This is a genomic window from Olsenella massiliensis, assembly GCF_001457795.1.
GTDB lineage: Bacteria > Actinomycetota > Coriobacteriia > Coriobacteriales > Atopobiaceae > Olsenella_F > Olsenella_F massiliensis.
On record NZ_LN898208.1, the window covers coordinates 118,694 to 138,649 of the forward strand.

Annotated in this window: 18 protein-coding genes and 1 pseudogene; 2 read left to right on the top strand and 17 right to left on the bottom strand. The window is 69.5% G+C overall.

The window, feature by feature from the left end:
* Window positions 1-34 precede the first annotated feature (34 nt).
* From BN3001_RS01100 to BN3001_RS01175, 16 genes are all read right to left on the bottom strand, one after another.
* Window positions 35-1,144 carry a dehydroquinate synthase/iron-containing alcohol dehydrogenase family protein gene (locus tag BN3001_RS01100; protein WP_058269987.1) on the bottom strand — a complete coding sequence of 370 codons (1,110 nt, stop codon included), beginning with the start codon at window positions 1,142-1,144 and terminating at the stop codon, window positions 35-37.
* Complete coding sequence (locus BN3001_RS01105) at window positions 1,141-1,689, bottom strand: shikimate kinase (protein WP_058269988.1); 549 nt, start codon at window positions 1,687-1,689, stop codon at window positions 1,141-1,143. The genes BN3001_RS01100 and BN3001_RS01105 overlap by 4 nt, the downstream gene beginning before the upstream one ends.
* Before the next feature lie 86 nt (window positions 1,690-1,775).
* Entirely contained in the window at window positions 1,776-2,279 is a 504-nt protein-coding gene (locus BN3001_RS01110; RefSeq protein ID WP_058269989.1) for a YqeG family HAD IIIA-type phosphatase, read from the bottom strand.
* Window positions 2,276-3,490, bottom strand: a complete 1,215-nt coding sequence (gene mltG / locus BN3001_RS01115; RefSeq protein ID WP_058269990.1) for an endolytic transglycosylase MltG — start codon at window positions 3,488-3,490, stop codon at window positions 2,276-2,278. The genes BN3001_RS01110 and mltG overlap by 4 nt, the downstream gene beginning before the upstream one ends.
* Window positions 3,483-3,914: a Holliday junction resolvase RuvX gene (ruvX, locus tag BN3001_RS01120; protein ID WP_058269991.1), complete on the bottom strand. Its 432-nt coding sequence runs from the start codon at window positions 3,912-3,914 to the stop codon at window positions 3,483-3,485. Before ruvX ends, mltG begins: the two co-directional genes overlap by 8 nt.
* Before the next feature lie 18 nt (window positions 3,915-3,932).
* Window positions 3,933-6,587: an alanine--tRNA ligase gene (gene alaS / locus BN3001_RS01125; RefSeq protein ID WP_058269992.1), complete on the bottom strand. Its 2,655-nt coding sequence runs from the start codon at window positions 6,585-6,587 to the stop codon at window positions 3,933-3,935.
* A gap of 175 nt (window positions 6,588-6,762) precedes the next feature.
* Window positions 6,763-7,623 (bottom strand): SigB/SigF/SigG family RNA polymerase sigma factor, encoded by an 861-nt coding sequence (locus tag BN3001_RS01130; RefSeq protein WP_058269993.1) that lies wholly within the window; start codon window positions 7,621-7,623, stop codon window positions 6,763-6,765.
* Entirely contained in the window at window positions 7,616-8,020 is a 405-nt protein-coding gene (locus BN3001_RS01135) for a hypothetical protein (protein ID WP_058269994.1), read from the bottom strand. The genes BN3001_RS01130 and BN3001_RS01135 overlap by 8 nt, the downstream gene beginning before the upstream one ends.
* 13 nt (window positions 8,021-8,033) lie before the next feature.
* Entirely contained in the window at window positions 8,034-8,606 is a 573-nt protein-coding gene (locus tag BN3001_RS01140) for a DUF948 domain-containing protein (RefSeq protein ID WP_148138348.1), read from the bottom strand.
* 163 nt (window positions 8,607-8,769) lie between these two features.
* Window positions 8,770-10,122, bottom strand: a complete 1,353-nt coding sequence (locus BN3001_RS01145; protein WP_058270013.1) for a replication-associated recombination protein A — start codon at window positions 10,120-10,122, stop codon at window positions 8,770-8,772.
* Window positions 10,123-10,167: 45 nt separating this feature from the next.
* Window positions 10,168-11,433, bottom strand: coding sequence for a deoxyguanosinetriphosphate triphosphohydrolase family protein (locus BN3001_RS01150; protein WP_058269996.1), 1,266 nt, complete (start codon window positions 11,431-11,433; stop codon window positions 10,168-10,170).
* Between the two features lie 61 nt (window positions 11,434-11,494).
* Window positions 11,495-13,351: a GDSL-type esterase/lipase family protein gene (locus BN3001_RS01155; protein ID WP_235814999.1), complete on the bottom strand. Its 1,857-nt coding sequence runs from the start codon at window positions 13,349-13,351 to the stop codon at window positions 11,495-11,497.
* Window positions 13,344-13,880 carry a DNA-deoxyinosine glycosylase gene (locus BN3001_RS01160; protein WP_235815000.1) on the bottom strand — a complete coding sequence of 179 codons (537 nt, stop codon included), beginning with the start codon at window positions 13,878-13,880 and terminating at the stop codon, window positions 13,344-13,346. Before BN3001_RS01160 ends, BN3001_RS01155 begins: the two co-directional genes overlap by 8 nt.
* 1 nt (window position 13,881) lies before the next feature.
* Window positions 13,882-14,688, bottom strand: coding sequence for a metallophosphoesterase family protein (locus BN3001_RS01165; RefSeq protein WP_058269997.1), 807 nt, complete (start codon window positions 14,686-14,688; stop codon window positions 13,882-13,884).
* A gap of 129 nt (window positions 14,689-14,817) precedes the next feature.
* Entirely contained in the window at window positions 14,818-15,330 is a 513-nt protein-coding gene (locus BN3001_RS01170) for a very short patch repair endonuclease (RefSeq protein WP_235815001.1), read from the bottom strand.
* The gene (locus BN3001_RS01175; RefSeq protein WP_058269999.1) at window positions 15,327-16,358 is read right to left on the bottom strand and encodes a hypothetical protein; all 1,032 of its coding nucleotides are present in this window, start codon (window positions 16,356-16,358) and stop codon (window positions 15,327-15,329) included. The genes BN3001_RS01170 and BN3001_RS01175 overlap by 4 nt, the downstream gene beginning before the upstream one ends.
* 161 nt (window positions 16,359-16,519) lie before the next feature.
* Between BN3001_RS01175 and BN3001_RS01180 the strand changes: the two genes are divergently transcribed.
* Window positions 16,520-17,770 carry an MFS transporter gene (locus BN3001_RS01180; protein WP_058270000.1) on the top strand — a complete coding sequence of 417 codons (1,251 nt, stop codon included), beginning with the start codon at window positions 16,520-16,522 and terminating at the stop codon, window positions 17,768-17,770.
* Between the two features lie 65 nt (window positions 17,771-17,835).
* On the opposite strand, the gene BN3001_RS01185 is transcribed toward BN3001_RS01180, so the two are convergent.
* Entirely contained in the window at window positions 17,836-18,738 is a 903-nt protein-coding gene (locus BN3001_RS01185; protein WP_058270001.1) for an HAD hydrolase family protein, read from the bottom strand.
* A gap of 83 nt (window positions 18,739-18,821) precedes the next feature.
* Here BN3001_RS01185 and BN3001_RS01190 point away from each other — a divergent pair.
* Window positions 18,822-19,956 (top strand): annotated as a pseudogene (locus BN3001_RS01190) (DUF2201 family putative metallopeptidase); the annotation flags it as partial.

Sequence of the window (19,956 nt, forward strand, 5' to 3'; positions counted from 1 at the left end):
TGACATGTGCGCGAGCGCGCCGCAGGCCCGACGCTCAGGCGAGGCGAGAGGCGCAGAACGCCTCGACGTGCTCCCTGAGGAGCTCGCGGGTGACGTTTGACATCCTCACGCGCCCGAGGCTCCTGGGGAGCGCGAGCTGCATGCGATTGGACCTTGCGAGGCACCCCCCTATCAGGCGCTCGAGCAGCGCGGCAGCGTCAAGGGACTGTCCGAGGCACAACAGCCCCAGGCGTTCGAGCAGCTCGTCTTGGGCCAGGACGTCGTCCACCGAGAGCTCCCCCTGCGCCGCGCTCAGCCGCGCCGAGAAGCGCATCCCCTCGGCGAGCAGCGTCCCCTCGGCGGCGTCGCACATCCCCCGCAGCGCCTCGGCCAGCTCCGTGCCGTAGCGCAGCGACTGGCGCGTGACGATGGCCGTCGAGGACATGAGCCTGCCCCTCGTCTTGAGGGCGTCGGCAACCTGCTCCTCGAGGACGGCGGCGCCCTGCTCACCCGTCATCTGGAGGCTGGCGTCCCAGAGCCTCGAGAAGCTCTGCTCGGAGTCGGCGACGGCCGAGGCCACCATGAGCGCAAGGGCCGAGCGCGTGGCGTCGGCGGCAAGGTCATGGTCCAGATGGTCAAAGTCGACGATGAGGATGCGACACCAGGGCGCGCCCCGCAACGCCTGCCGCCGCTCGCCCACGTCGATGCCGCGCGGCGTGACGGCGCATTCGATGGCGCAGCTGAGGTCGTCGGCCACGACGGCGAGCGGCGTCCCCGCGCACCAGACGCCCGCCACGGCGGAGGCGAGCGAGGCGAGGTCGGTGCCCCCCACGACGACGACCAGGTCGTCGGAGGTGATGCCGTTGGCGGCGAGGGCGCGCGCGAGGCTCTCGTATCCCTCCAGGCTGCGCGTCCGTCGGCCGGCGCCCGGCACATGGGCCCGCACGTCGAAGCCGGCGGAGCTGAGCTCGCGGCGCGTGAGCTCGACCAGCTCGCCGTCGTCGCCCTCGCGGCTCACGAGCAGCGCGCGACGGGGTTTGCCCACGGCGGTCCTGAAGATCGCCGCGCCCTCGCCGAGGGCGCCGTGACCGATGCGCGCGTCGCAGGCGCCGCCGGGCGAGGCGACCCACTGACGCATGACGCTCGGCCTCACATCGTCGCTCATAGCAGACCCTCCTCCCAGAGCAGCTCGGCGGCGCCTGCGCAGACCTGCTCGAACGTCTTGTCATGGATGTCAAGGACCAGGTCGGCCTCTCGCTGGTAGAGCGGCCGACGCTTGCGATAGAGCTTGACGGCGTCGCGCTCGCTCACGAAATCCGGCCTCAGCTCGGGATGGCGGATCTGCCTCAGCGAGTCCTGGAACGACCCGTCAAGGTAGACGACGGTGCCCATCCGATGCATCAGTCCGCAGGCCTCGCCGCCCTCGACGATGCCTCCGCCGCAGCTCACCAGCAGTGACTTGCGCCGGGCCAGGGACCTCAGGGCGTCCGCCTCGCCGTGGCGAAAGCTCTCCTGGCCGTCCTCGGCGAAGATGTCGCGGACGCTCTTGCCCCGGGCCCGCTCCACGAGACGGTCGGTGTCGACGAACTCCCTCTTGAAGAGGGCCCCGAGGTTGCGGGCGAGGGTGGACTTGCCCGCGCCCAGAAAGCCGATGAAGAAGATGTGGTCGCAGCCCGCATGGACCACGTAGCCTGGTTCCTGTCGTTGCATGTGCTCCCTCATGCTCGCATGTGTTCGAGAGCGATTCTAGCATCGAGCGCAGCGAGGGATGGACGGGGACACGGCGCCGGCGCAGCTCACTCCCCCTCAAAGTCCCTGTCGCCGATGACGTGCCGCTCAAGGCGACGGAGCACCTTCGTGTACCAGAGGTCCTCGGCGGACTGGGGCCGCACCAGGATGGTGCGGACGCCGGCGAGGTGGCCGGCGAGCACGTCGGTGTAGACCTGGTCGCCCACGAGCACCGCCTGCTCCCGCGTGGCGCCCATGAGCGCGAGCGCGCGCCAGACGGCGAAGGGAAGGGGCTTCATGGCGTGGTGCACCACCTGCGTGCCCAGCTCGCGGGCGCTGCGCTCGACGGCGGCCGAGTGAATGTTGTTCGACACCATGCACGCGCTCAGGCCCGCGGCCCTCACCCGGTCAAACCAGGCGACGACCTTTGGGGGCGCCGTGGTCGCGTCGCGCGGCACGCAGGTGTTGTCACGGTCGAAGAGGACGCACGAGACGCCCGACCTCACGAGCCCATCGACGTCGATGAGGTCGATGGACGAGACGTAGCGCCAGGCCGTGAGCGCGCCCGTCACGAGTCGGCCCCCTCGCCGCCCGTCGCGGCGGCGATGGCCTTTTGGTGCTGCTCGTACGTCTCTGAGAAGACGTGCTCGCTGTCGGTGATCCAAAAGTAGAGGTAGTTGGTGTCATCGGGGCTCAGGGCGGCCTTGATCGAGGCGAGGCTGGGCGCGCAGATGGGGGTCGGGGGAAAGCCGGGGTGCAGGTAGGTGTTGTAGAGGCTCTCGCGCTTGAGCACCTCCGCCGTCACCGGGCCGTCCGTCACGTACCCCATGGTGGCGTCGCTCTGCAGGTACATGCCCTGCCTGAGCCGGTTGTACATGACCGAGGCGATCTTGGTCCGGTCATCGTCGGTGAGCGCCTCCCTCTCGATGATGGAGGCGAGCCTGATCACGTCATAGTCGCTCACCGTGACGCCGTAGCGAGCCGCGAGCTGTGACTCGGCCGCGGCGAAGTCCAGTGACCCCACCTCGCTGGCGTACTGGTCGAGCATGGCGCGAATCACGCTGTCGGCCGTCGGGGTCGTTCCGCCAAAGTCGTAGGTCTTGGGATAGAGGTAGCCTTCGAGCGAGTCATCTTGGGCAGACGAGAGGAACGGGTAGTCGGACGCGTAACGCGACGCCTTCGCCTGCGCGAGGAAGTCATCCGCCGGGATGCCCAGGGAGGCCTGGACGACCTCGGCCGTCTTGCGCACCGTGAGGCCCTCGGCGATGGCGAGCCGCTTGGCCGTCGAGTTGGGCCCCTGTACGAGCTGGGCCACGATGGAGGCGACGTCGGCGCCGGCGACAAGGTCATAGTCGCCGCTCTTCATGGTGGTGCCGGCGTTCTGGTCGCTCACGGCCCGCTTGAACGAGGCCTCGTCCGCGATGACGCCGGCGTCGCAAAGGATCCTGGCGATGTCGGCGGTCGAGGCCCCCGACGGGATGGTCACGCTGACCGTCTGGCCGGCGTTTTGCAGGCCCGTGGGCTGCGGGGGGCCTTGCAGGACGTGACGGACGCCAATCAGGACGCCGGCGCCGACGACGAGCAGGAGCAGCAGCGTCACCACGGGCGCCAGCCGGGAGCCGCGCCGGCGGGAGCCGCCGTCATGGGGACGACGCCCCTGCGTCCGCCTGACGCGGCGCGCAGGCCTCGTCGTGCCGGCAGCGGGAGCGCCGCCGTCGATGCGCCTTGCGCCGCCGGGGCGGGCGGCGTGCCTTCCGGGACGTCGTCCTTGCGCGTCAGCCATCTCGTCCACCCTCCGTGCCGTTGGCGTCAATCCAAGTTTGCAGTATCAGCGAGGCGGCGACCATGTCGACGCGACCACGCATGGCGCGCTCGCTGAGGCCCTGTCGCCTCAGGATACGCTTGGCCTCGGCGGAGCTCAGCCTCTCGTCCTCAAACTCCAGGGGAAGAGCGCAGGAGGCGGCTATGTCGCGGGCCTGCGCCATGACGCGGAGCGCCTGCGGGCCCTCCTCGCCCGAAAGGGTCAGGGGGCGCCCGCAGACGAGCACCTCGGGCTCATAGTCATCGAGGACGCGCCTGAAGCTCGCGGCGTGCGAGAGGACCTCGCGGGCCGGCAGCACCTTCACGGGAACGGCAACGGCACCCGAGGCGTCCGTCGCCGCGATGCCGATGCGCACCTCGCCGATGTCGAGCGCGAGGGCCCTCATGCCTCGCCCGGGCACGACCTAGGCACCCAGCAGCGTCTTGGCCGCCGCGAGCGCCTCGTCGATGCCCGCGGGGTCGGAGCCGCCGGCCTGGGCCATGGTGGGCCTGCCGCCGCCGCGACCTCCCACGTGCCCCACGATCTGCTTGATGACGCCGCCCGCGTCGAAGCCCGCCTTGACGGCGGCGTCGGTGCCCGCCGCGAGCAGCGCGACCTTGCCGTCGGAGGTCTTCGATGCCACGACGCAGGCGGAGGGGCCCGCACCAAGCGAGTCGCGCACGCTGTCCCACACGCGACGCAGCTCCTTGCCGTCGGCGCCCTCGAGGCGGGCGAACACGCAGCGGTAGCCCGCCAGGCTCACGGCGTCGTCGATGGCGGCGGAAAGCCCGCTCGACGATGCGCCGAACGACGCCTCGTCGAGCTGCCTCCTTAGGTCACGCAGCTCCTCCTCGAGCGAGGTCAGCCGTGCCGTGAGGTCCCGGGGACGGCACTTGAGCGTGCGGGCGGCGTCGTCGAGCGTCCGGAGGCGCTCGTCAACGTACTCGATGGCGCCTGCGGACGTGACCGCCTCGAGACGACGGGCGTTGGAGCCCACCGACCCCTCGGAGACGATCTTGAACAGGCCGAGCTCCGCCGTGTTGCGCGCATGGGTGCCGCCGCAGAGCTCGCGCGAGAAGGCGCGCTCGCCCTCGCCCGTGGATACGACGCGCACCACGTCGCCGTACTTCTCGCCAAACAGCGCGACGGCGCCGGACGCCTTGGCGTCCTCGATGCCCATGACCGCGGTGACGATGGGCTCGGCCGCAAAGATCTCCGCGTTCACCAGGCCCTCGACACGCGCGAGCTCCTCGGCGGTCATGGCCTCGAAGTGCGTGAAGTCAAAGCGGAGCCTGTCGGGGGCAACGAGGGACCCCGCCTGGCTCACATGGTCGCCCAGCACCTGCTTGAGCGCGGCGTCAAGCAGGTGGGTCGCGGTGTGGTTGCGTCGGATGAGCTCGCGCCTGCCGTGGTCGACGACGGCGTCCACGACGTCGCCGGGCCTGACCTCGCCGGCCTCGACGTCGGCGACGTGGGCCACGAGGCCGCCGTCGTGATGGCGGGTGTCGCCGACCAGAAGGCGCACGCCCTGCCCTTCGAGCCTGCCCGTGTCGCCCACCTGGCCGCCCATCTCGCCATAGAAGCTCGTGCGGTCAAGCACGACCTCGACGGCGTCGCCGACGCGGGCGACGTCCAGAAGGTCGCCGTCGGCGGACACCAGCGCCAGCACCTTGGCCCCGCGACAGACGTCGTCGTCGTACCCCGTGAAGACGGTCTGGGGCAGGCGGTCCGAGAGGCCCACCCACACGCTCGCGGCCTGGCCCCAGGCGTCGCGGTTGGCGCTCTGCCGCGCACGCTCCTTCTGCGCGGACATCTCGCGGTCGAAGGCCGCCATGTCCACCCCGTGCCCGGCCGCCTCGGCGATCTCGCGCGTGAGGTCGATGGGAAAGCCGTAGGTGTCATGCAACTTGAAGGCGACCTCGCCCGCAAGGGCCTGTCCCTCGGCAAGGCCGGCGAGCTCGGCGGAGAGGCTCGCCTCGCCGGCGTCGAGCGTCTGGCCAAAGCGCTCCTCCTCGGCGGAGATGATGCCGTCGATGAGGGCGCGATTCTCCTCGAGCTGCGGGTAGACGTCCGCCATGAGGCGCATGACCTCATGGGCGTAGGTGACGAGGAAGCGCTCCCTGACGCCCAGCAGGCGGCCGTGGTAGACGGCGCGGCGCAGCAGGCGGCGCAGCACGTAACCACGCCCCTCGTTGGAGGGGAGGATGCCGTCGCCGATCATGAACGTGACGGCGCGGGCGTGGTCGGCCAGGATGCGCAGGCTCTTGTCGATCGAGCGACTCTGGTGGTAGCTGAGGCCGGAGAGCCCCTCTCCCACGCCGATGAGCGTGCGCAGCACGTCTCCCTCGTAGTTGGAGCCCTCGTGCTGCATGATGGCGGCGATGCGCTCGAGGCCCATGCCCGTGTCGATGTTGCGATGGGGCAGCTCGGGCATGGAGCCGTCCTCCTGACGGTCGTACTGCGTGAAGACGAGGTTCCAGAACTCCAGGAAGCGATCGCCGTCATCCCCCGGCCGCTCGCCCTCAAACTCGGGTCCCTGGTCAAAGTAGATCTCGGAGCAGGGGCCGCAGGGTCCCGTCGGCCCGGCCGCCCAGAAGTTGTCCTCCTCGCCCAGGCGCGAGATGTGGTCGGGGGCGACGCCCTGGGCCCGCCAGAGGCCGATGGCCTCCTCGTCGTCCTCGAAGACCGTCATGTACAGACGATCCTGAGGCAACCCCAGATGGTCCAAGGAGGTGATGAACTCCCAGGCCCAGGCGATGGCGTCGGCCTTGGAGTAGCCGCCGAAGGAGAAGTTGCCCAGCATCTCGAAGAACGACAGGTGGCGCGAGTCGCCGATGTTCTCAATGTCGTTGGTGCGCAGGCACTTCTGGCAGGAGCAGGCCCCTATCTCCCTCATGGTCTTGAGGCCCTGATAGTACTCCTTGAACTGGTTCATGCCCGCGTTGGCGAGGAGCAGCGAGGGGTCCTCGGGGACGAGGGAGGACGAGGGGTAGAGCCTGCAGCCCTTGCCCTCGAAGAACGCCAGGAAGTCACTGCGAATCTCCGCCGTGGTCATGGTCTTGTAGTCGGTGCCGCTCATGCTTCTCCTCGCAGTCAGACGTCAGGGGCTCTCGGACGCCATGGATTCTCAAACGCCATTAAGAATACCCCCCGAGCCTGGTGCCGGGGGGATGTTTCTGCCCGCGGGCGACGACCTGCGCGGAATTCCCACGCCTGCCGGGCGGGCGCCGCGCTGGCGACGGGCGCGGTCAGGGCTAGGGCAGGTCGTTGGGGCCGATCTTGTCCTGGAGCTTCTTGAGGGTCCGACGCAGCAGCCTGGACACCTGGACCTGCGATATGCCCAGCTTGCCGGCGATCTCCACCTGCGTGAGCCCCTCCAAAAAGCGCATGCGGATGATGTCCTGCTCGCGGGAGGAGAAGTCGCGTATCGCCTCCTCGATGGACAGGCGGTCGTCGGCGGAGGCCAGGCCCTGGTCGTCCTCGCCGCGCCGGTCGAGGACCGAGGGCGCCTCCTCGTCGTCGTCCGTGGTGGCGCCCCCCTCAAGAGAGATGGTGCTGTAGGCGCTCGACGACTCCATGGCCTCGAGGACCTCGTCGACGGACACCTCGAGGGTCTGTGCGACCTCCTCCACCGACGGCTCGCGGTGGAGGTCCTTCGTAAGCAGCTCCTTCGTCTGGTTGACCTTGGCGGAGAGCTCCTGCAGGCGACGGGGCACGCGGACCGACCATCCCTTGTCGCGAAAGTGACGACGGATCTCGCCGAGGATCGTGGGCGTCGCAAACGTGGTGAACTCCAGGCCGCGCGAAGGGTCAAAGCGGTCCACGGCCTTGATGAGACCGATGGTGCCCACCTGAATGAGGTCGTCGAGCGGCTCGCCGCGGTTCTTGAACTTGGAGGCGAGGAAGCGCACCAGGTTGAGGTGGCTCACCACCAGCTGCTGGCGGGCGTCCTCGTCGCCCTCGTCCTTATAGCGTCGGAAGAGCTCGCGCGTCCGCTCCTTGTCCCAGGCGAGCTTGCCCTTGGGGACACGGCGCGAGAGCCGGCGGGAGGGGGCGTCCGCCGCGGTCGCGGTGCGGGAGGAGGGGCGGGGGCGCGCGGCGTCTGCGCTAGGCATGGGCACCGTCCGCGGTCGACGCCCGCTTGACGACGTGAAGCACGTTGTCCTGCGTGAGGGCGAAGTCGTCGGTCACGGCCGCAAGCAGCAGCTCGGCCAACGACAGGTCGACGCCGCAGGCCTCGATCTCCTCGTCGCGCGCCTGCCCCAGCGCGAAGTCGATGGTGATGGCGCCCTCTTCCAGCGCGAAGGAGACGTCGCAACGCTGCGGCGCCGTGGCGCAGCAGTACACGAAGCCCTCCTCCGCCGCCATGCGGACGTCCTCGACGTCATCGATGCCCATGCCGCAGACGACGGCGAGGTTTGACGCCATCATGCGCACCGAGCGCGCGAAGGCGGGCTCGGCGGGGACGGTCAGACTGACGCTGCCCAGATTGGTAGGTGACTCCGTGCTCATAGATTCGTGCTCCTTACTTGCTCTCTGCGTCGCCCTGCGCGGAAGCGTCCTCATGCGCGGCGGCATCTGCACCGGCGTCGTGGTCATAGGTGATGTAGCCCGCCTGTCGCCGCGAGGGCGCCTCAAAATCGGCAGCGGGAGCCGCGTCGGCGCCGTCGGTCCCGCCCGCGATGCGGCCCGCGTCGGCGGGGGCCTTCCCCGTGATCCGGTTGATGACGCCGTTGACGCTCGAGGCCGCGTTGTTCGCGACCTGGTTCACCACGCCCGTCACGTCGGCGGCGGTGCCCGAGACGTGCGAGACGTCGTCGAGGATGACGTTGACCTTGCCCACGGACTGCGTCGCCTCGACGACGGCGACGCCGATCTTCTCCACCAGGGGGTCGACCTGCTTGATGGCGGGCTGGAGGTCGTCCATCGTGCCGTCCAGCTTGGCTATGACGGGTTGGACCTGCTCGATGGTGTCGTTGGCGGAGCGTCCGAGCACCTCGACGGTCCCGCGCGCCTTGCGGATGGTGAGGGCCAGCTCGACGAGCGCCCAGATGCCTGCCACGACCAGCACGATGAGCCCAAGCTGCAGCAGATCCATGGTGTTCAACCTCTCCCTTGCCCCGAGGGGCGTCTACGGACGTGTCTGGTTCATTCTACCCAAACGTGCGCCTGCGGCCGCTGCTGCGTGCGCGAGCGGCACGGGCCTGGCGGGGCCGCCCAGAGGGGCGTCAGGACGAGCGCGCGCGTAGCGGCCCTGTCTCTTAGACACATCTGGGTGGGTATAAGAGACACGTGCGGTCCCGTGCCGTGGCGTCGAGGCGCCAGCCCTCCCAGCCTCGGTCGCTGGGATGAAAGAAGCTGCCGCGCTCAAGGCCGTCGGGCAGGTAGCGCTGGTCGACCCAGCCTCCCGGGAAGTCATGCGGATACCGGTAGCTGCCATATTCGTCGGACCCGGGACGATGCCGGTCGCGCAGGTGGCTGGGCACCTCGCGGCGCGGCCCCTCCCGCACCTCCCTGAGGGCGGCGTCGATGCCCGCCTCGGCGGCGTTGGACTTAGGCGCGAGCGCCATGTAGAGGGCCGCCTGCGCCAGGTTGATTCGACACTCCGGGTAGCCGATGACCTCCGCGGCCCTGAATGCGGCGTCGGCGACGAGGAGCGCCTGGGGGTCGGCGTTGCCGACGTCCTCGGAGGCGAGGATGAAGATGCGGCGGGCGATGAACTTGGGGTCCTCCCCCGCGTCGATCATGCGCGCGAGCCAGTACAGGGCGGCGTCGGGGTCGCTGCCGCGCATGGACTTGATGAAGGCGGAGATGACGTCGTAGTGCATGTCGCCGGCCTTGTCGTAGCTCAGGCCGCGGCGGGGGTTGGCCTCGAGCACGTGGCGCGCCTCGATGACCAGGGGGTCGCGCGCCCCTGCGACCTCGCCTGCCGAGGGCGGCGTCGCCATCTGGCTCGCAAGCTCGAGCGAGGTGAGGGCCGCCCGCGCGTCCCCGCCGGCCAGGGTGACGATCTCGTCGAGCGCCTCGTCCGTCAGCGCGAAGGACCCGGCGAGGCCGTCGGGGTCAGACAGCGCGCGGCGCACGAGCGTGCGCAGCGCCTCGTCGCCCAGCGCGACGAGCTCCACGACCCGCGAGCGACTCAGGAGGGCGGCGTTGACCTCAAAGTAGGGGTTCTCCGTTGTGGCCCCCACGAGGACGACCGTGCGATCCTCGACGGCATGGAGCAGGGCGTCCTGCTGCGAGCGGTTGAAGCGATGGATCTCGTCGACGAAGAGGATGGTGCGCCGGCCCTGGAGCAGCAGGCGACGACTCGCCTCGTCAACCTCCCTCCTCAGGTCCTTGACCGTGCCCATGACGGCCGACACCTCGACGAACTCGGCATGGGTGGAGTTGGCTATGATGCGGGCCAGGGTGGTCTTGCCCGTGCCCGCGGGACCGTAGAGGATGACGGAGGAGAGCGTGTCATGCTCGATGGCGCGCCGCAGCCAGGATCCCACCCCCACCGCCCGGTCCTGCCCCACGTACCCTTCCAGGGTCGAGGGACGCATGCGCACGGCGAGCGGCGCGTTGGCGGCGCGCACCTTACGCTCCGCATGTGAGAACAGCGTGTCCATGGGAGCCATTGTACCCGTCGCCGCGCAGGACGGCCCAAACGAGGGTCACCGGGCGTCGCGATGTCCGCTCGGCGTGGGATGTGGCAGCGCCCGGGCGCGGCGCGGGAAGAGCTCCCTCGCGTCAGGGAAGAGTCGCGTCGTGAGCGAGACGAAGTAGTCGTCCGTCATGGAGCTGATGAAGTCGCAGACGACCTGGTCGGGATCACCCTCCCACGCATAGACCCTTCCGTAGTGCGAGAGATGGCGCTCGAGCGGAAGGATGTGGTCCGAGAAGATGGGGTCCGCTCTATCGTGCGTCGCGAGGGCCAGAAGCTCGTGCTCGTACAGGCGCCAAAACAGCTCGCCGACGGCACGAGGCACGTCGCCGCTGACCTCCGACGAGCTGTAGATCTTGTCGTAGTTTTCGCGCTTTGCCCTCCTGAGCTCGGTAAATCCCGCCTCGCTCATCATGATGCGCGACGTTCCCACGCTGCTCTCGACGATGTCGGCGACAAACGCCCTCAGGGCCCAGGCGTTGTAGGCGCCGCCCAGGCCGTCGTCAAAGCCGTCCTCCCCCACCAACCCCGCCCTGATGGCGTCCTGGCGGTCCTTGCCGACGTACGCGATGATGTCAGAGACGCGCACCACGCAGCCCTCGAGCGTCATGGGCCTCAGGTGGCCTATGGCCCTTGCGCCCTCGTGCCAGCAGGAGGCCACCACGCGGTCGAAGGCGTCAAAGTCCGCGAGGCCGCTCGTCTCGAAGACCTGCTGCTCAAACTCGCCGTTATGGCATATCACGCCGTCAAGGACCTGCAGCGAGACGTTACGCCCGTACAGCACGTCGAGAACGCGCGCGCTCTGCACGTTATGGAAGAACCAGCGGCCCGTGCGCGCGTGATACACCTCGTTGAGGAAGCGCTCGCCCGCGTGGCCAAAGGGCGTGTGGCCCACGTCGTGACCGAGCGAGATGGCCTCGATGAGGTCGAGGTTGAGCCCGAGCGCACGCCCGATGTCGCGGGCGACGCGACAGACGAGCTGCTCATGAAGGTTGCGCCGGGTGATGTCGTCATTTGCGGCAAACGAGAACACCTGGGTCTTACCGTTGAGGCGGTTGTAGGCCGGGGTGTGCATTATCTTCTCGCAGTCGCGCACGAAGGCGGGGCGCAGCAGCGTCGGGCGGTCCGTCGAGTCGTCGCGCCGCAGGCAGGCGGCATCCGGCGTGGCGGCGGGTGACAGCCCCCCTTGCGAGCGCAGGTCACGCACGGCTGCGACGGCGCGGGCGGAGAGCGCGCCCGTGAGCTCGGGCGCAAGGACGTTGTGAAGCGTTGTCATGGTTCCTCCCTGTGTCTGGGCACATGGTAGCAAAGGGCCCGGACACAAACGGCATGACGGGTCAGCGCGGGCGGCTCACGTAGCAGGTCTCGTTGGCGGGCAGCACGCGCAGGCCCAGGCTGCGCACGAGCGCGAGCGAAGCGGCGTTATCGGGGTAGACCTCCGCCCAGGGGACCCATCCCCTCGCAAGCTGCTCGTTGATCTTTGCGCAGAGCAGGGCGCGCGCCCAGCCCCTACGCCTGAACGGGGCGAACACCTCGAGCATGCCGATGGACCCGCACGGGTGCTCCCCGACGAAGCCCGTGAGGGCGCCGTCCGCAAAGCCTCCCAGGATGCGCCCCTCGCCCAGCAGCGCGCGCAGCGCGGCCTCGCTCGTGTATTCGGGGTGTGCATAGCCGGCCAACACCTTTGGCAGATAGCTCTCGTCCAGGGGGCGCACCTCAAGGCCGCGCGGCGGCGTCAGCGCTCGGGTGCGCTCGTAGCTGCACAGATGGAAGGGCGCGACGTCGGTGAGGCCCGCCACGAGCCCCGCGTCGCGGACGAGGCGGGGCTCGAGGAGCACGGCGACCGGGGCGTCCACGACCATGGCGAGGGCGTCTCGCCCCAGCTGCGCGTCGTCGGCCCAGATGGTCTGAATGCCGTCAGGCGTCCGCGCCACCACGCACCCCCGCTCGGCGAGCTCGATCGTCGCGAGGCCCCTCTGGATCATCTGGGCCAAGGGGAGGCAGCGGCGCGGGGCGTCCTTCATGAGCGTGGCGGCGAGACGACGGCGCGACGGCTCGTCCGTTCGCTGCGTCGCGAAGACGAGCGAGAGCCTCCGTGCGATCTGCCGCGACCCCTCCGCGTTGGGATGCTCGAAGCCGTCGGCCATGAGCGAGCTGCGATGGTCGATGAGGCGGCTCCCCTCGACGTGACGCATCTGCCCGTGGCGCGCGACCTGCGTGGCAATGAGGCGGGGCACCTCACGCCAGCAGCTGCGCGGATGGGAGAGCCAGCGTTCCTCGTCGTGCCAGAGGGGGTCGGCAACGAGGCAGAGGACGTCGGGCCACAGGTGAGACAGCTCGTCAAGGTAGAGCTGGACGTCACGCATGACACGGCGCGCGTCGCAGGGCTCGTAGCGGTAGTTTGCCCCCAGCGCCACGACGATGCAGTCCACGTCGACGCCGGCCTTGAGACCAAACAGGCTGCCGGGCTGAAAGACCTGGCCGCCCACCCCCTGGTTCACCACGTCGAGACCTAGCTCTCGCGCGAGTAGGGCCGGCCAGCTGCGGCTTGGGTCGTCGCAGACGAAGCCCTGCGCGATGGAGTCGCCCAGCACGAGCAGCTGACGCCGGGCGGCGACGGGCTCGATGAGGGTGCCGTTGCCCCTGAGCGCGCGAATCTGACATCCCCGCAGGCAGGGCAGCCAGACGCGCACCTGATGCGTCCGGCCGAGGCCGGGCAGCTGGATGGCGCCGTCCGCAGACTCCTGCCGTCCCTGGACCCAGAAGTCGACGGTCGAGCGTTGTCGCGTGAGCGGCAGCAGCTCGGCCGGCCCGCCGTCAACCTCGACGGCGATGCCGTCATGGAACGAGGGCGTCGGCTCGCCGGACCGCTTTGGCACATAGTCAAGGACGGCGCGCGTGGCGGGCGGCTCGTCGTCCGGCGCAAGCTCGAGGGACATCTGGCTCGCGTCCGTCACGAACTCCAGGCAGATGCCCGCCGTGGTGCGCGCCATCGCCCGGTAGAGCCCCGGATGCCAGGCACGGACGCTTCCCAAGGCCCTGAGCTGCGACGCGGAAAAGCGCAGGGGCCAAAGCCAGCCGTCCGTCCCCTCCTCGACGCTCACGCAGCCGTGAAGGAGCGAGCGCGCGGCGACGCAGGTCATGCCGGCCGGGCCTCTGCGGGCGGCGGCGTCGATGGCGGCGCGCTCACGCACGGGCCCGCCCCCCTTCCTCGACGGCTTGGCGCACGGGCTCGTAGGCGGCGACGAGCCGCTCGAGCGACCAGCTGGCGTTGGCGGGGCTCGTCGAGGGCAGGCGGGTGCACGCCATGCCGATCGTCGGCTCGATGTGGCGCGCGTACAGCCGAGCGGCGACGCTGCCGGTGCAGAAGACGCGCGTGATCTGGGAGGCGGCGAGCAGCGGGGCGAGGTCGTTGGGAACCGGGTCCTCTATGCTCGCGTCCGCCGCGCCCCGTATGCGGGCGCTGTGCAGCACGTCATGGAGGGCGAGGTGATGGCGCGTCAGAAACAGGCGGCACGCGTCACCGCCCCGGGGGACCGGCTCGTCCCAGAGGGCGGCGAGCACGCGCCAGAAGCGATTGTGGGGGTTGGCGTAGTGGTAGCCAAGCTCACGGGACGCGGGGCTGGGAAGCGACCCCAGCAGCAGCACGCGGCTCTCCGCGTCAAACGCGGCCGGCAAGGGCGAGCGCACGACCGTCCGGGGCGCGCGAAGGGGCGCAGGCACGCTACTCCCCCTCCGCGATACGCTCGTAGAACTCGGCGCCGTCATCAAGGCGCAGCAGGGACACCTGGCCAAAGCCCGCGCCGCCGGCGGCGCCCGCGTCAATGTCCCAGCGGTCCCAGACCCCGCCCGTCTGAGGCTGGCCGCCCGCGCGAACCTGCCGGCAGAGGCCGTCGGCGTCCACGGGCTCGCGCTCAAGGTGGTCGGCCATGCGCGTGAGATAGACGGCGGGCGTATGCCCGGCGATGACGACGGCGCCCCTGCCCTGCTCGTCCACCAGGCCCGTCGGACGGGACCAGAACTCCTCCCGTATCCACATGAGGTCCTCGGCGTCCTGGTCGTCAAGGAGGCGCGCCAGCGTCTCGGGCGTAAGGGACGCCGGGACGACCGTGGCGGGGGCGAGGGGGCGGATGCCGGCGTGCACCAGCACGAAGAGGCGGCCCTCCAGCTCGCACACCCCGCACAGGGGGAGGTTGAAGACCCAGTCGAGCAGGTCGAGACGGTCGGGCTCGCCCAACGCCTCCAGACCCGCGAGCGTCGTGTGGGAGCCGTTGATCTCCCAGTTGAGCTGGGCGACCGCCGATCCGCCCGATGTGACGTAGGACATCATGAGGTCCTCGTGGTTGCCCATGAGCACCTGGGCCCCCTTGAGAGATCGACACAGGCGCATGACGCCCACCGGGTCGGGACCGCGGTCCACCATGTCTCCCAGCATGAAGATGGTGTCGTCGTCAGAGGGTGCGACGCGCTCCAGCAGGCGCTCGAGGGGCGCGCGATGACCGTGCACGTCAGAGAACGCATACGTTGCCATGGGACCTCCCTCTCGCCGCGCCCGTCATGTCGCGCGACTCCTCGCGCCGCGGCCCTGTAAGGATAGCAAGCTTTTGCGAGGCCTGCACGCCGACGCGGGCCAGCCGAGGGGCCCTCGGCCAGGCAACGGCTACCTGCGGCGCGCCCGGGAAAGACGCTCGTGCGTCACGCGCAGCCGCCAGGGCCTCATCGACCCGATCTCAACGAAGCGCCCGAACTGACGGGCCGTCTCGCAGGAGCGCACCAGCGCGACGAGCTCCTCCATGGCGCGCGGGCGCAGCTCCTCCCTAAGGCGGCATTCCCACACGACGGCCACGGTCCATCCCTCCCTGACGAGCCGACCCTGGTTGGATGCGTCACGGGCGCGATTGCGGGCGAACTTTGCCTCCCAGAACTCGACGTTGGTGCGCGGTCGCGAGGGGCCGCAGTGGGGACAGCGGTGCCAGAAGCAGCCGTTGACGAAGATGGCCAGGCGCCTGCCCGGGTAGCAGATGTCGGGGCTGCCGGCGGCCTTGCGCCAATGAAGGCGATAACCCCCCAGCCCCGCCGCGCGCAGCGCCTCGCGAACCATCAGCTCGGGTCGCGTGTTCTTGCTCCTGTTCGCCTGCATCACGTGACGCGTGGCCTCAGAGACCTCGCTCACCGCCCGCACGCCCACCCCGGCAGGACCTCGGGCCCGCCCAGCGTGACGCCCGGCCGAGGCTCGGCGGGGTCGTCCAGCGCGTCGGGATCGACGGGCTGGCCCGAGAAGTTGAGGTCTCCCGTGAGCTCGCGCGCAGCGGCAAGGTCAAATCCCGCGGCGAGGAAGGCGTCAAGCGCGTCGGGCAGCGTGGCGAGGGCGCCCTCGTAGCGGTCCCAGAAGCCCTCGCTGCTGAGCGCGCCGGTAAAGGGGTCGATCCATGCCTCGTGACCGGCGTTGGCGAAGGCCGACGCGTCGGCCTTGCGCGCCCGATGCGCCATGGCCCCGATGAGCGAGTAGCGCCTGTGCCCCAGACGCCGCTCGAGCGCGCAGAGGACGCGGCCCCTGCCGCCGCGCGACGCGAAGAGCGCGCGCTGCGCCAGCCTGAACGCCTTGACGCCCCGGGTGTAGCAGTCGAGCGAGAGGGTCCTGCTGAAGGTCCAGAGGTTCATGTAAAAGAAGAGCTTGTCAATCACGCGCAGCGTGTCCGCGTCGGCGGCGAGGACGTGACGGTGGGGCTGGTAGCCCTCGACCGTCTGCCCCGTCTTGGCAAAGAGGACCATCTCGTCCAGGTCGCGCTCGATCTCGGCGTGGACGACGGTGCCGCAGGAGCGGTCAAGCCCCTCGACGCCCACGTCGCAGATGCCGTACTCCTGCGAGAACACCAGGGGGTGGACGCTGCGGTCCAGCAGATAGTGGCAGAGGAACCCGGCGGCGTAGGCGACGCCGACGCCCCGCTCGGGACGGGACAGCATGCTCAGCGCGTCATGCAGCGACGCCAGCAGCAGCGCGGGTCGCTGGTGGTGCATCTGGCCCCCCGCAAGGTCCCGCGCCTTGACGCGAGGCACGACCCGTAGGTAAAAGAGCGGGTCGGGACCCTGACTGCCCAGCATGAAGGCGTCGTGCTGGGCAAGCGAGAGGAGCCCCAGGGCGTCGGCGGCCAGAGGATAGGCGTCCCTCCCAAAGAAATCGTGCGTCAAGACGGCGGGCATGCTTGCTCCTTCGCGTAGGCGACCAGTATCATGTTCTTGGTTTGGGACTCGTGATGCAAGCGGCAAATCCGGCCGCGCGCAGGCGCCGCCCGACGACGGCGCGACGGACGAGCCTTTGCACGCTCACCGAAGACGACGTCGTCCTCATGAAAGGCGCACCCATGGCTACCACCAAGCTCACCCGGGCCGAGAAGAGCTGGATCATGTATGACGTGGGCAACTCCGCCCTCGTGCTGCTTGCCACGACGCTCATCCCCATCTACTTCAACCAGCTCGTGAAGGCCGCCGACCCGGCGGCGCAGGGCACGGCGCTCGTGGCCTGGAGCTACGGCGAGACGGTGGCGTCCCTCGTGATCGCGCTGCTCATGCCCGTCCTAGGCTCGATCGCCGACCAGCAGGGCATGAAGAAGAGGTTCATCGTGGGCACCGTGGGAATCGGCGTCGTCGCCACCGTCGCCCTCGGCTTTCCCACGCTCCCGATGGCCTTCCTCGTGGTCTACGTGCTGTCGTCGGTCATGCTCAACTCGTCCATGGTCTTCTATGACGCCCTGCTGGTGGACACCACCTCCGACGAGCGCATGGACGACGTGTCGAGCCAGGGCTACGCCTGGGGCTACATCGGCTCGGTCATCCCCTTCATACTCTGCCTGCTCGTCGTCCTCATGAGGCCCTTTGGCATGGGGCTGCAGCAGGCCATGCAGATCGCCTTCGTGATCACCGCCGCCTGGTGGGTCGCCTTTACCATCCCCTTGCTCAAGAACGTGGAGCAGCGGCACTTCAAGCCGCGCATGGACGGCTCCCTCGCCAGGGCGGCCAGGGGCGTCATGGGCACGCTGAGGGACATCTGGGCCAATCGCGAGCTGCGCTTTTATATCATCGCGTACTTCTTCTACATCGACGGCGTCCACACCATCATCAAGCTCGCCACGAGCTATGGCGCCAACCTGGGGATTGACTCGACCCAGCTGCTCCTCGCCCTGCTCGTGACCCAGTTCGTGGCCTTTCCCTCCGCCATCGCCTACGGCAAGCTCGGCGGCAGGCTCGGCACGCGCACGATGCTGCTCGTGGGCATAGCCGGCTACACCTTCATCACCTGCTTCGCGGCGTTCTTTCTCAAGAGCGCCCTGGAGTTCTGGTTCCTCGCCATCATGGTCGGCCTCTTCCAGGGCGGCATCCAGGCGCTCAGCCGCTCGGAGTTTGGCAAGCTCGCCCCCAAGGAGCACGCCAACGAGTACTTTGGCTTCTTTGACATCTTCGGCAAGTACGCGGCCATCATGGGGACGTTCATCGTGGGCTTCATGACTCAGCTCACCGGCAACAGCAACCTGGGCGTCTTCTCCATCGTCGTGCTCTTCGTCATCGGCTTCGTCATGATGCTCAAGGTGCCCGCAGGCGACGCCTCCGCGTCCTAGGCCCCATGCCCCATGCCCGCTCGACCGGGCGACGGGCATGGGGGAAGACGTTCGGGACGCCTCGCCTACGCCGTCCTTCCCAGGACGTCGTCATCGAGCGCGTCGAGGTCAAGCCTGCCGTCGGCGCGCGCGATGGCCTCGACGACCTTGGCGACGGCGTCGTCCGCGGCGTCGCCGATGACGTGACGCGCGGCCGTCTTCGCCTCGTCCGTGCCGTTTGCCACGACGAAGGAGTTGGGGACCCTGCCCAGCATGGCGATGTCGTTCTCGGCGTCCCCAAAGAAGACGACCTCCTCCGGGGCGATGGAGCATGCCTCGCACAGGCGGTCGAAGGCGTTCGCCTTGGACCACCCCCGGGGCAGGACGTCAAAGAACAGGGAGGTCGGCCTCAGGAAGTCCGCCTGGGGGCACGCCTCGATCAGCAGCGGTCGCATGCGCAACGCCTGCTCCTCGGCAGGCTCGCGCCCGTTGCCCAGGCAGAGGAACCCCGCCGACATGATGGGCACGTCGGGCACGGCGTCGATGAGGTCCCCCGGCGGCAGCGTGCCCGTCAGCGCGACGGCCCGACGCATGTCGGCGTCCGTCAGGCCCAGATAGCAGGGACGCGAGAGGGAGAACGTCTCGCCCTCACGAGGCTGTCGGGGAACATAGACGTTGAGGGCGCAGCCCTCCTCCTCACGGGCGATGTCGGCGAGCGTGTCGAGAATCGCAGGGTCAAGGTAGATCGTGGACAGGCGCCGCCCGCGCCATTGGATGATCTTGCCGTTGGACATGATGCCCGAGTCAAGGTACCGCTCGTCACCCCTGAAGAAGCGCAGCAGGTCAACGGGCTCCCGTCCCGTCGCGACGCCAAACGCGACGCCGGTCTTCTCCAGGGAGCGCAGCGCCCGGAGCGTTCGGTCGGACGGCGAGCTGGCGCCGAAGGGCACCAGCGTACCGTCCATGTCACAGAGCACGAGCCGTATCACGGATATGCCTCCCGACGGTCGGCGACGGCCATTTGTCACAGCAGTTCTCACTATGCCATAGTTACGCAGTGAGAGGAGGGCGCATGGACCAGCCCGACAAGAATCTCTCGCGCCTTCGTGCGCTGAGGCAGGCGCTGGCATCGCATGACGTCGAACGCCTGCGCGGCCTGCTCGCCGCGGCTCCCGGCCCCGCCGACCTGAGCGCCCTCGAGGCGGTGGACCTCCTGGAGCGGGCCTGCGCCTTTGGGCCCAGGGCCGCCGCACAGCTGGTCTGGGAGCACGTCCGCGGGGACTTCGCCTACACCGGCTGGGCGCTCGCGCTCGCACTGCGCTGCGCCCAGGGCGACGTGGCGCGCTGGCTTCTGAAAGATGAGCGCCAGGACCTGCTGGGCGGCGTCCGGCGTCCGCGCGCGGCGCGCGGGCTGCTTCCCCACGAGGCGACCTTCACCCGCTTTGACCTGACGCGCGAGAGCCCCACCCTCTTCGTCAACAACATGGACCCCACCGTCTCGACCGAGGTCTTCGAGGACTTCACGGGCACCGAGCAGCTCGCGGGGGCGCCCTGGCGCGCCGCGGTCTCTCTGGAGCGCACCTGCGAGCTGGTGCTACAGCTGGCCCGGGAGGGGCTCTTTGACCCCGTCGTCTTCGACGACCTGCTGCGCGCCTGCCTCGTCAAGGCTTGGCACGCCCTGCGACACGCCGGACGTCACCAGCCCGAGGCGGCGCGAACCTGCCTTGGGCTCGCGCGCGAGCTTCTCAGGCTGCACCGGGACTGCGGCATGGGCGACGCCAACGTCGAGCTCATCATGGGCAACCTCATCGTTCCCAAGGCGAGCCCCGCCATCGTGGCCTTTGTGTGCCAAGAGGAGCCCTCCGTCTTCCTGGGACGCCTGCGGGCCCTCTCATGGCTTCAGGATGACGTCGAGCTGCTGTGCGCCATGGTGCCCCGGCTGTCGCCCGCAGACGCCCGGGACAACGAGGCGCTGCTCATGGCGCTGGCGCGCCACGGGCTCATCGACGAGCTCACGACCATCGCCGCCTGGCCGGACACCTTCACGCCTCGCAGCCTCCCGTCGGCCGTCCAGGTTGCCTCCTCGGCGGGCCACGCGGAAGTCGCCGCCTGGCTTCTGGCCCGGCTCGAGGGCCTTGGCCGCACGAGAACGACGGCGCGCGCCGGCGAGGGTTCGCGCGTCCGGACGAAGACGCCCGCACCCGGAC

Excerpts from the sequence above, each read along its gene's own strand:
- BN3001_RS01140 (WP_148138348.1), bottom strand. The coding sequence starts at position 8,606 with ATGGATCTGCTGCAGCTTGGGCTCATCGTGCTGGTCGTGGCAGGCATC.
- BN3001_RS01130 (WP_058269993.1), bottom strand. The coding sequence starts at position 7,623 with ATGCCTAGCGCAGACGCCGCGCGCCCCCGCCCCTCCTCCCGCACCGCG.
- BN3001_RS01180 (WP_058270000.1), top strand. The coding sequence starts at position 16,520 with ATGGCTACCACCAAGCTCACCCGGGCCGAGAAGAGCTGGATCATGTAT.
- BN3001_RS01145 (WP_058270013.1), bottom strand. The coding sequence starts at position 10,122 with ATGGACACGCTGTTCTCACATGCGGAGCGTAAGGTGCGCGCCGCCAAC.
- BN3001_RS01135 (WP_058269994.1), bottom strand. The coding sequence starts at position 8,020 with ATGAGCACGGAGTCACCTACCAATCTGGGCAGCGTCAGTCTGACCGTC.
- BN3001_RS01165 (WP_058269997.1), bottom strand. The coding sequence starts at position 14,688 with ATGGCAACGTATGCGTTCTCTGACGTGCACGGTCATCGCGCGCCCCTC.
- BN3001_RS01150 (WP_058269996.1), bottom strand. The coding sequence starts at position 11,433 with ATGACAACGCTTCACAACGTCCTTGCGCCCGAGCTCACGGGCGCGCTC.
- BN3001_RS01105 (WP_058269988.1), bottom strand. The coding sequence starts at position 1,689 with ATGCAACGACAGGAACCAGGCTACGTGGTCCATGCGGGCTGCGACCAC.
- mltG (WP_058269990.1), bottom strand. The coding sequence starts at position 3,490 with ATGGCTGACGCGCAAGGACGACGTCCCGGAAGGCACGCCGCCCGCCCC.
- BN3001_RS01175 (WP_058269999.1), bottom strand. The coding sequence starts at position 16,358 with ATGCCCGCCGTCTTGACGCACGATTTCTTTGGGAGGGACGCCTATCCT.
- ruvX (WP_058269991.1), bottom strand. The coding sequence starts at position 3,914 with ATGAGGGCCCTCGCGCTCGACATCGGCGAGGTGCGCATCGGCATCGCG.
- alaS (WP_058269992.1), bottom strand. The coding sequence starts at position 6,587 with ATGAGCGGCACCGACTACAAGACCATGACCACGGCGGAGATTCGCAGT.
- BN3001_RS01100 (WP_058269987.1), bottom strand. The coding sequence starts at position 1,144 with ATGAGCGACGATGTGAGGCCGAGCGTCATGCGTCAGTGGGTCGCCTCG.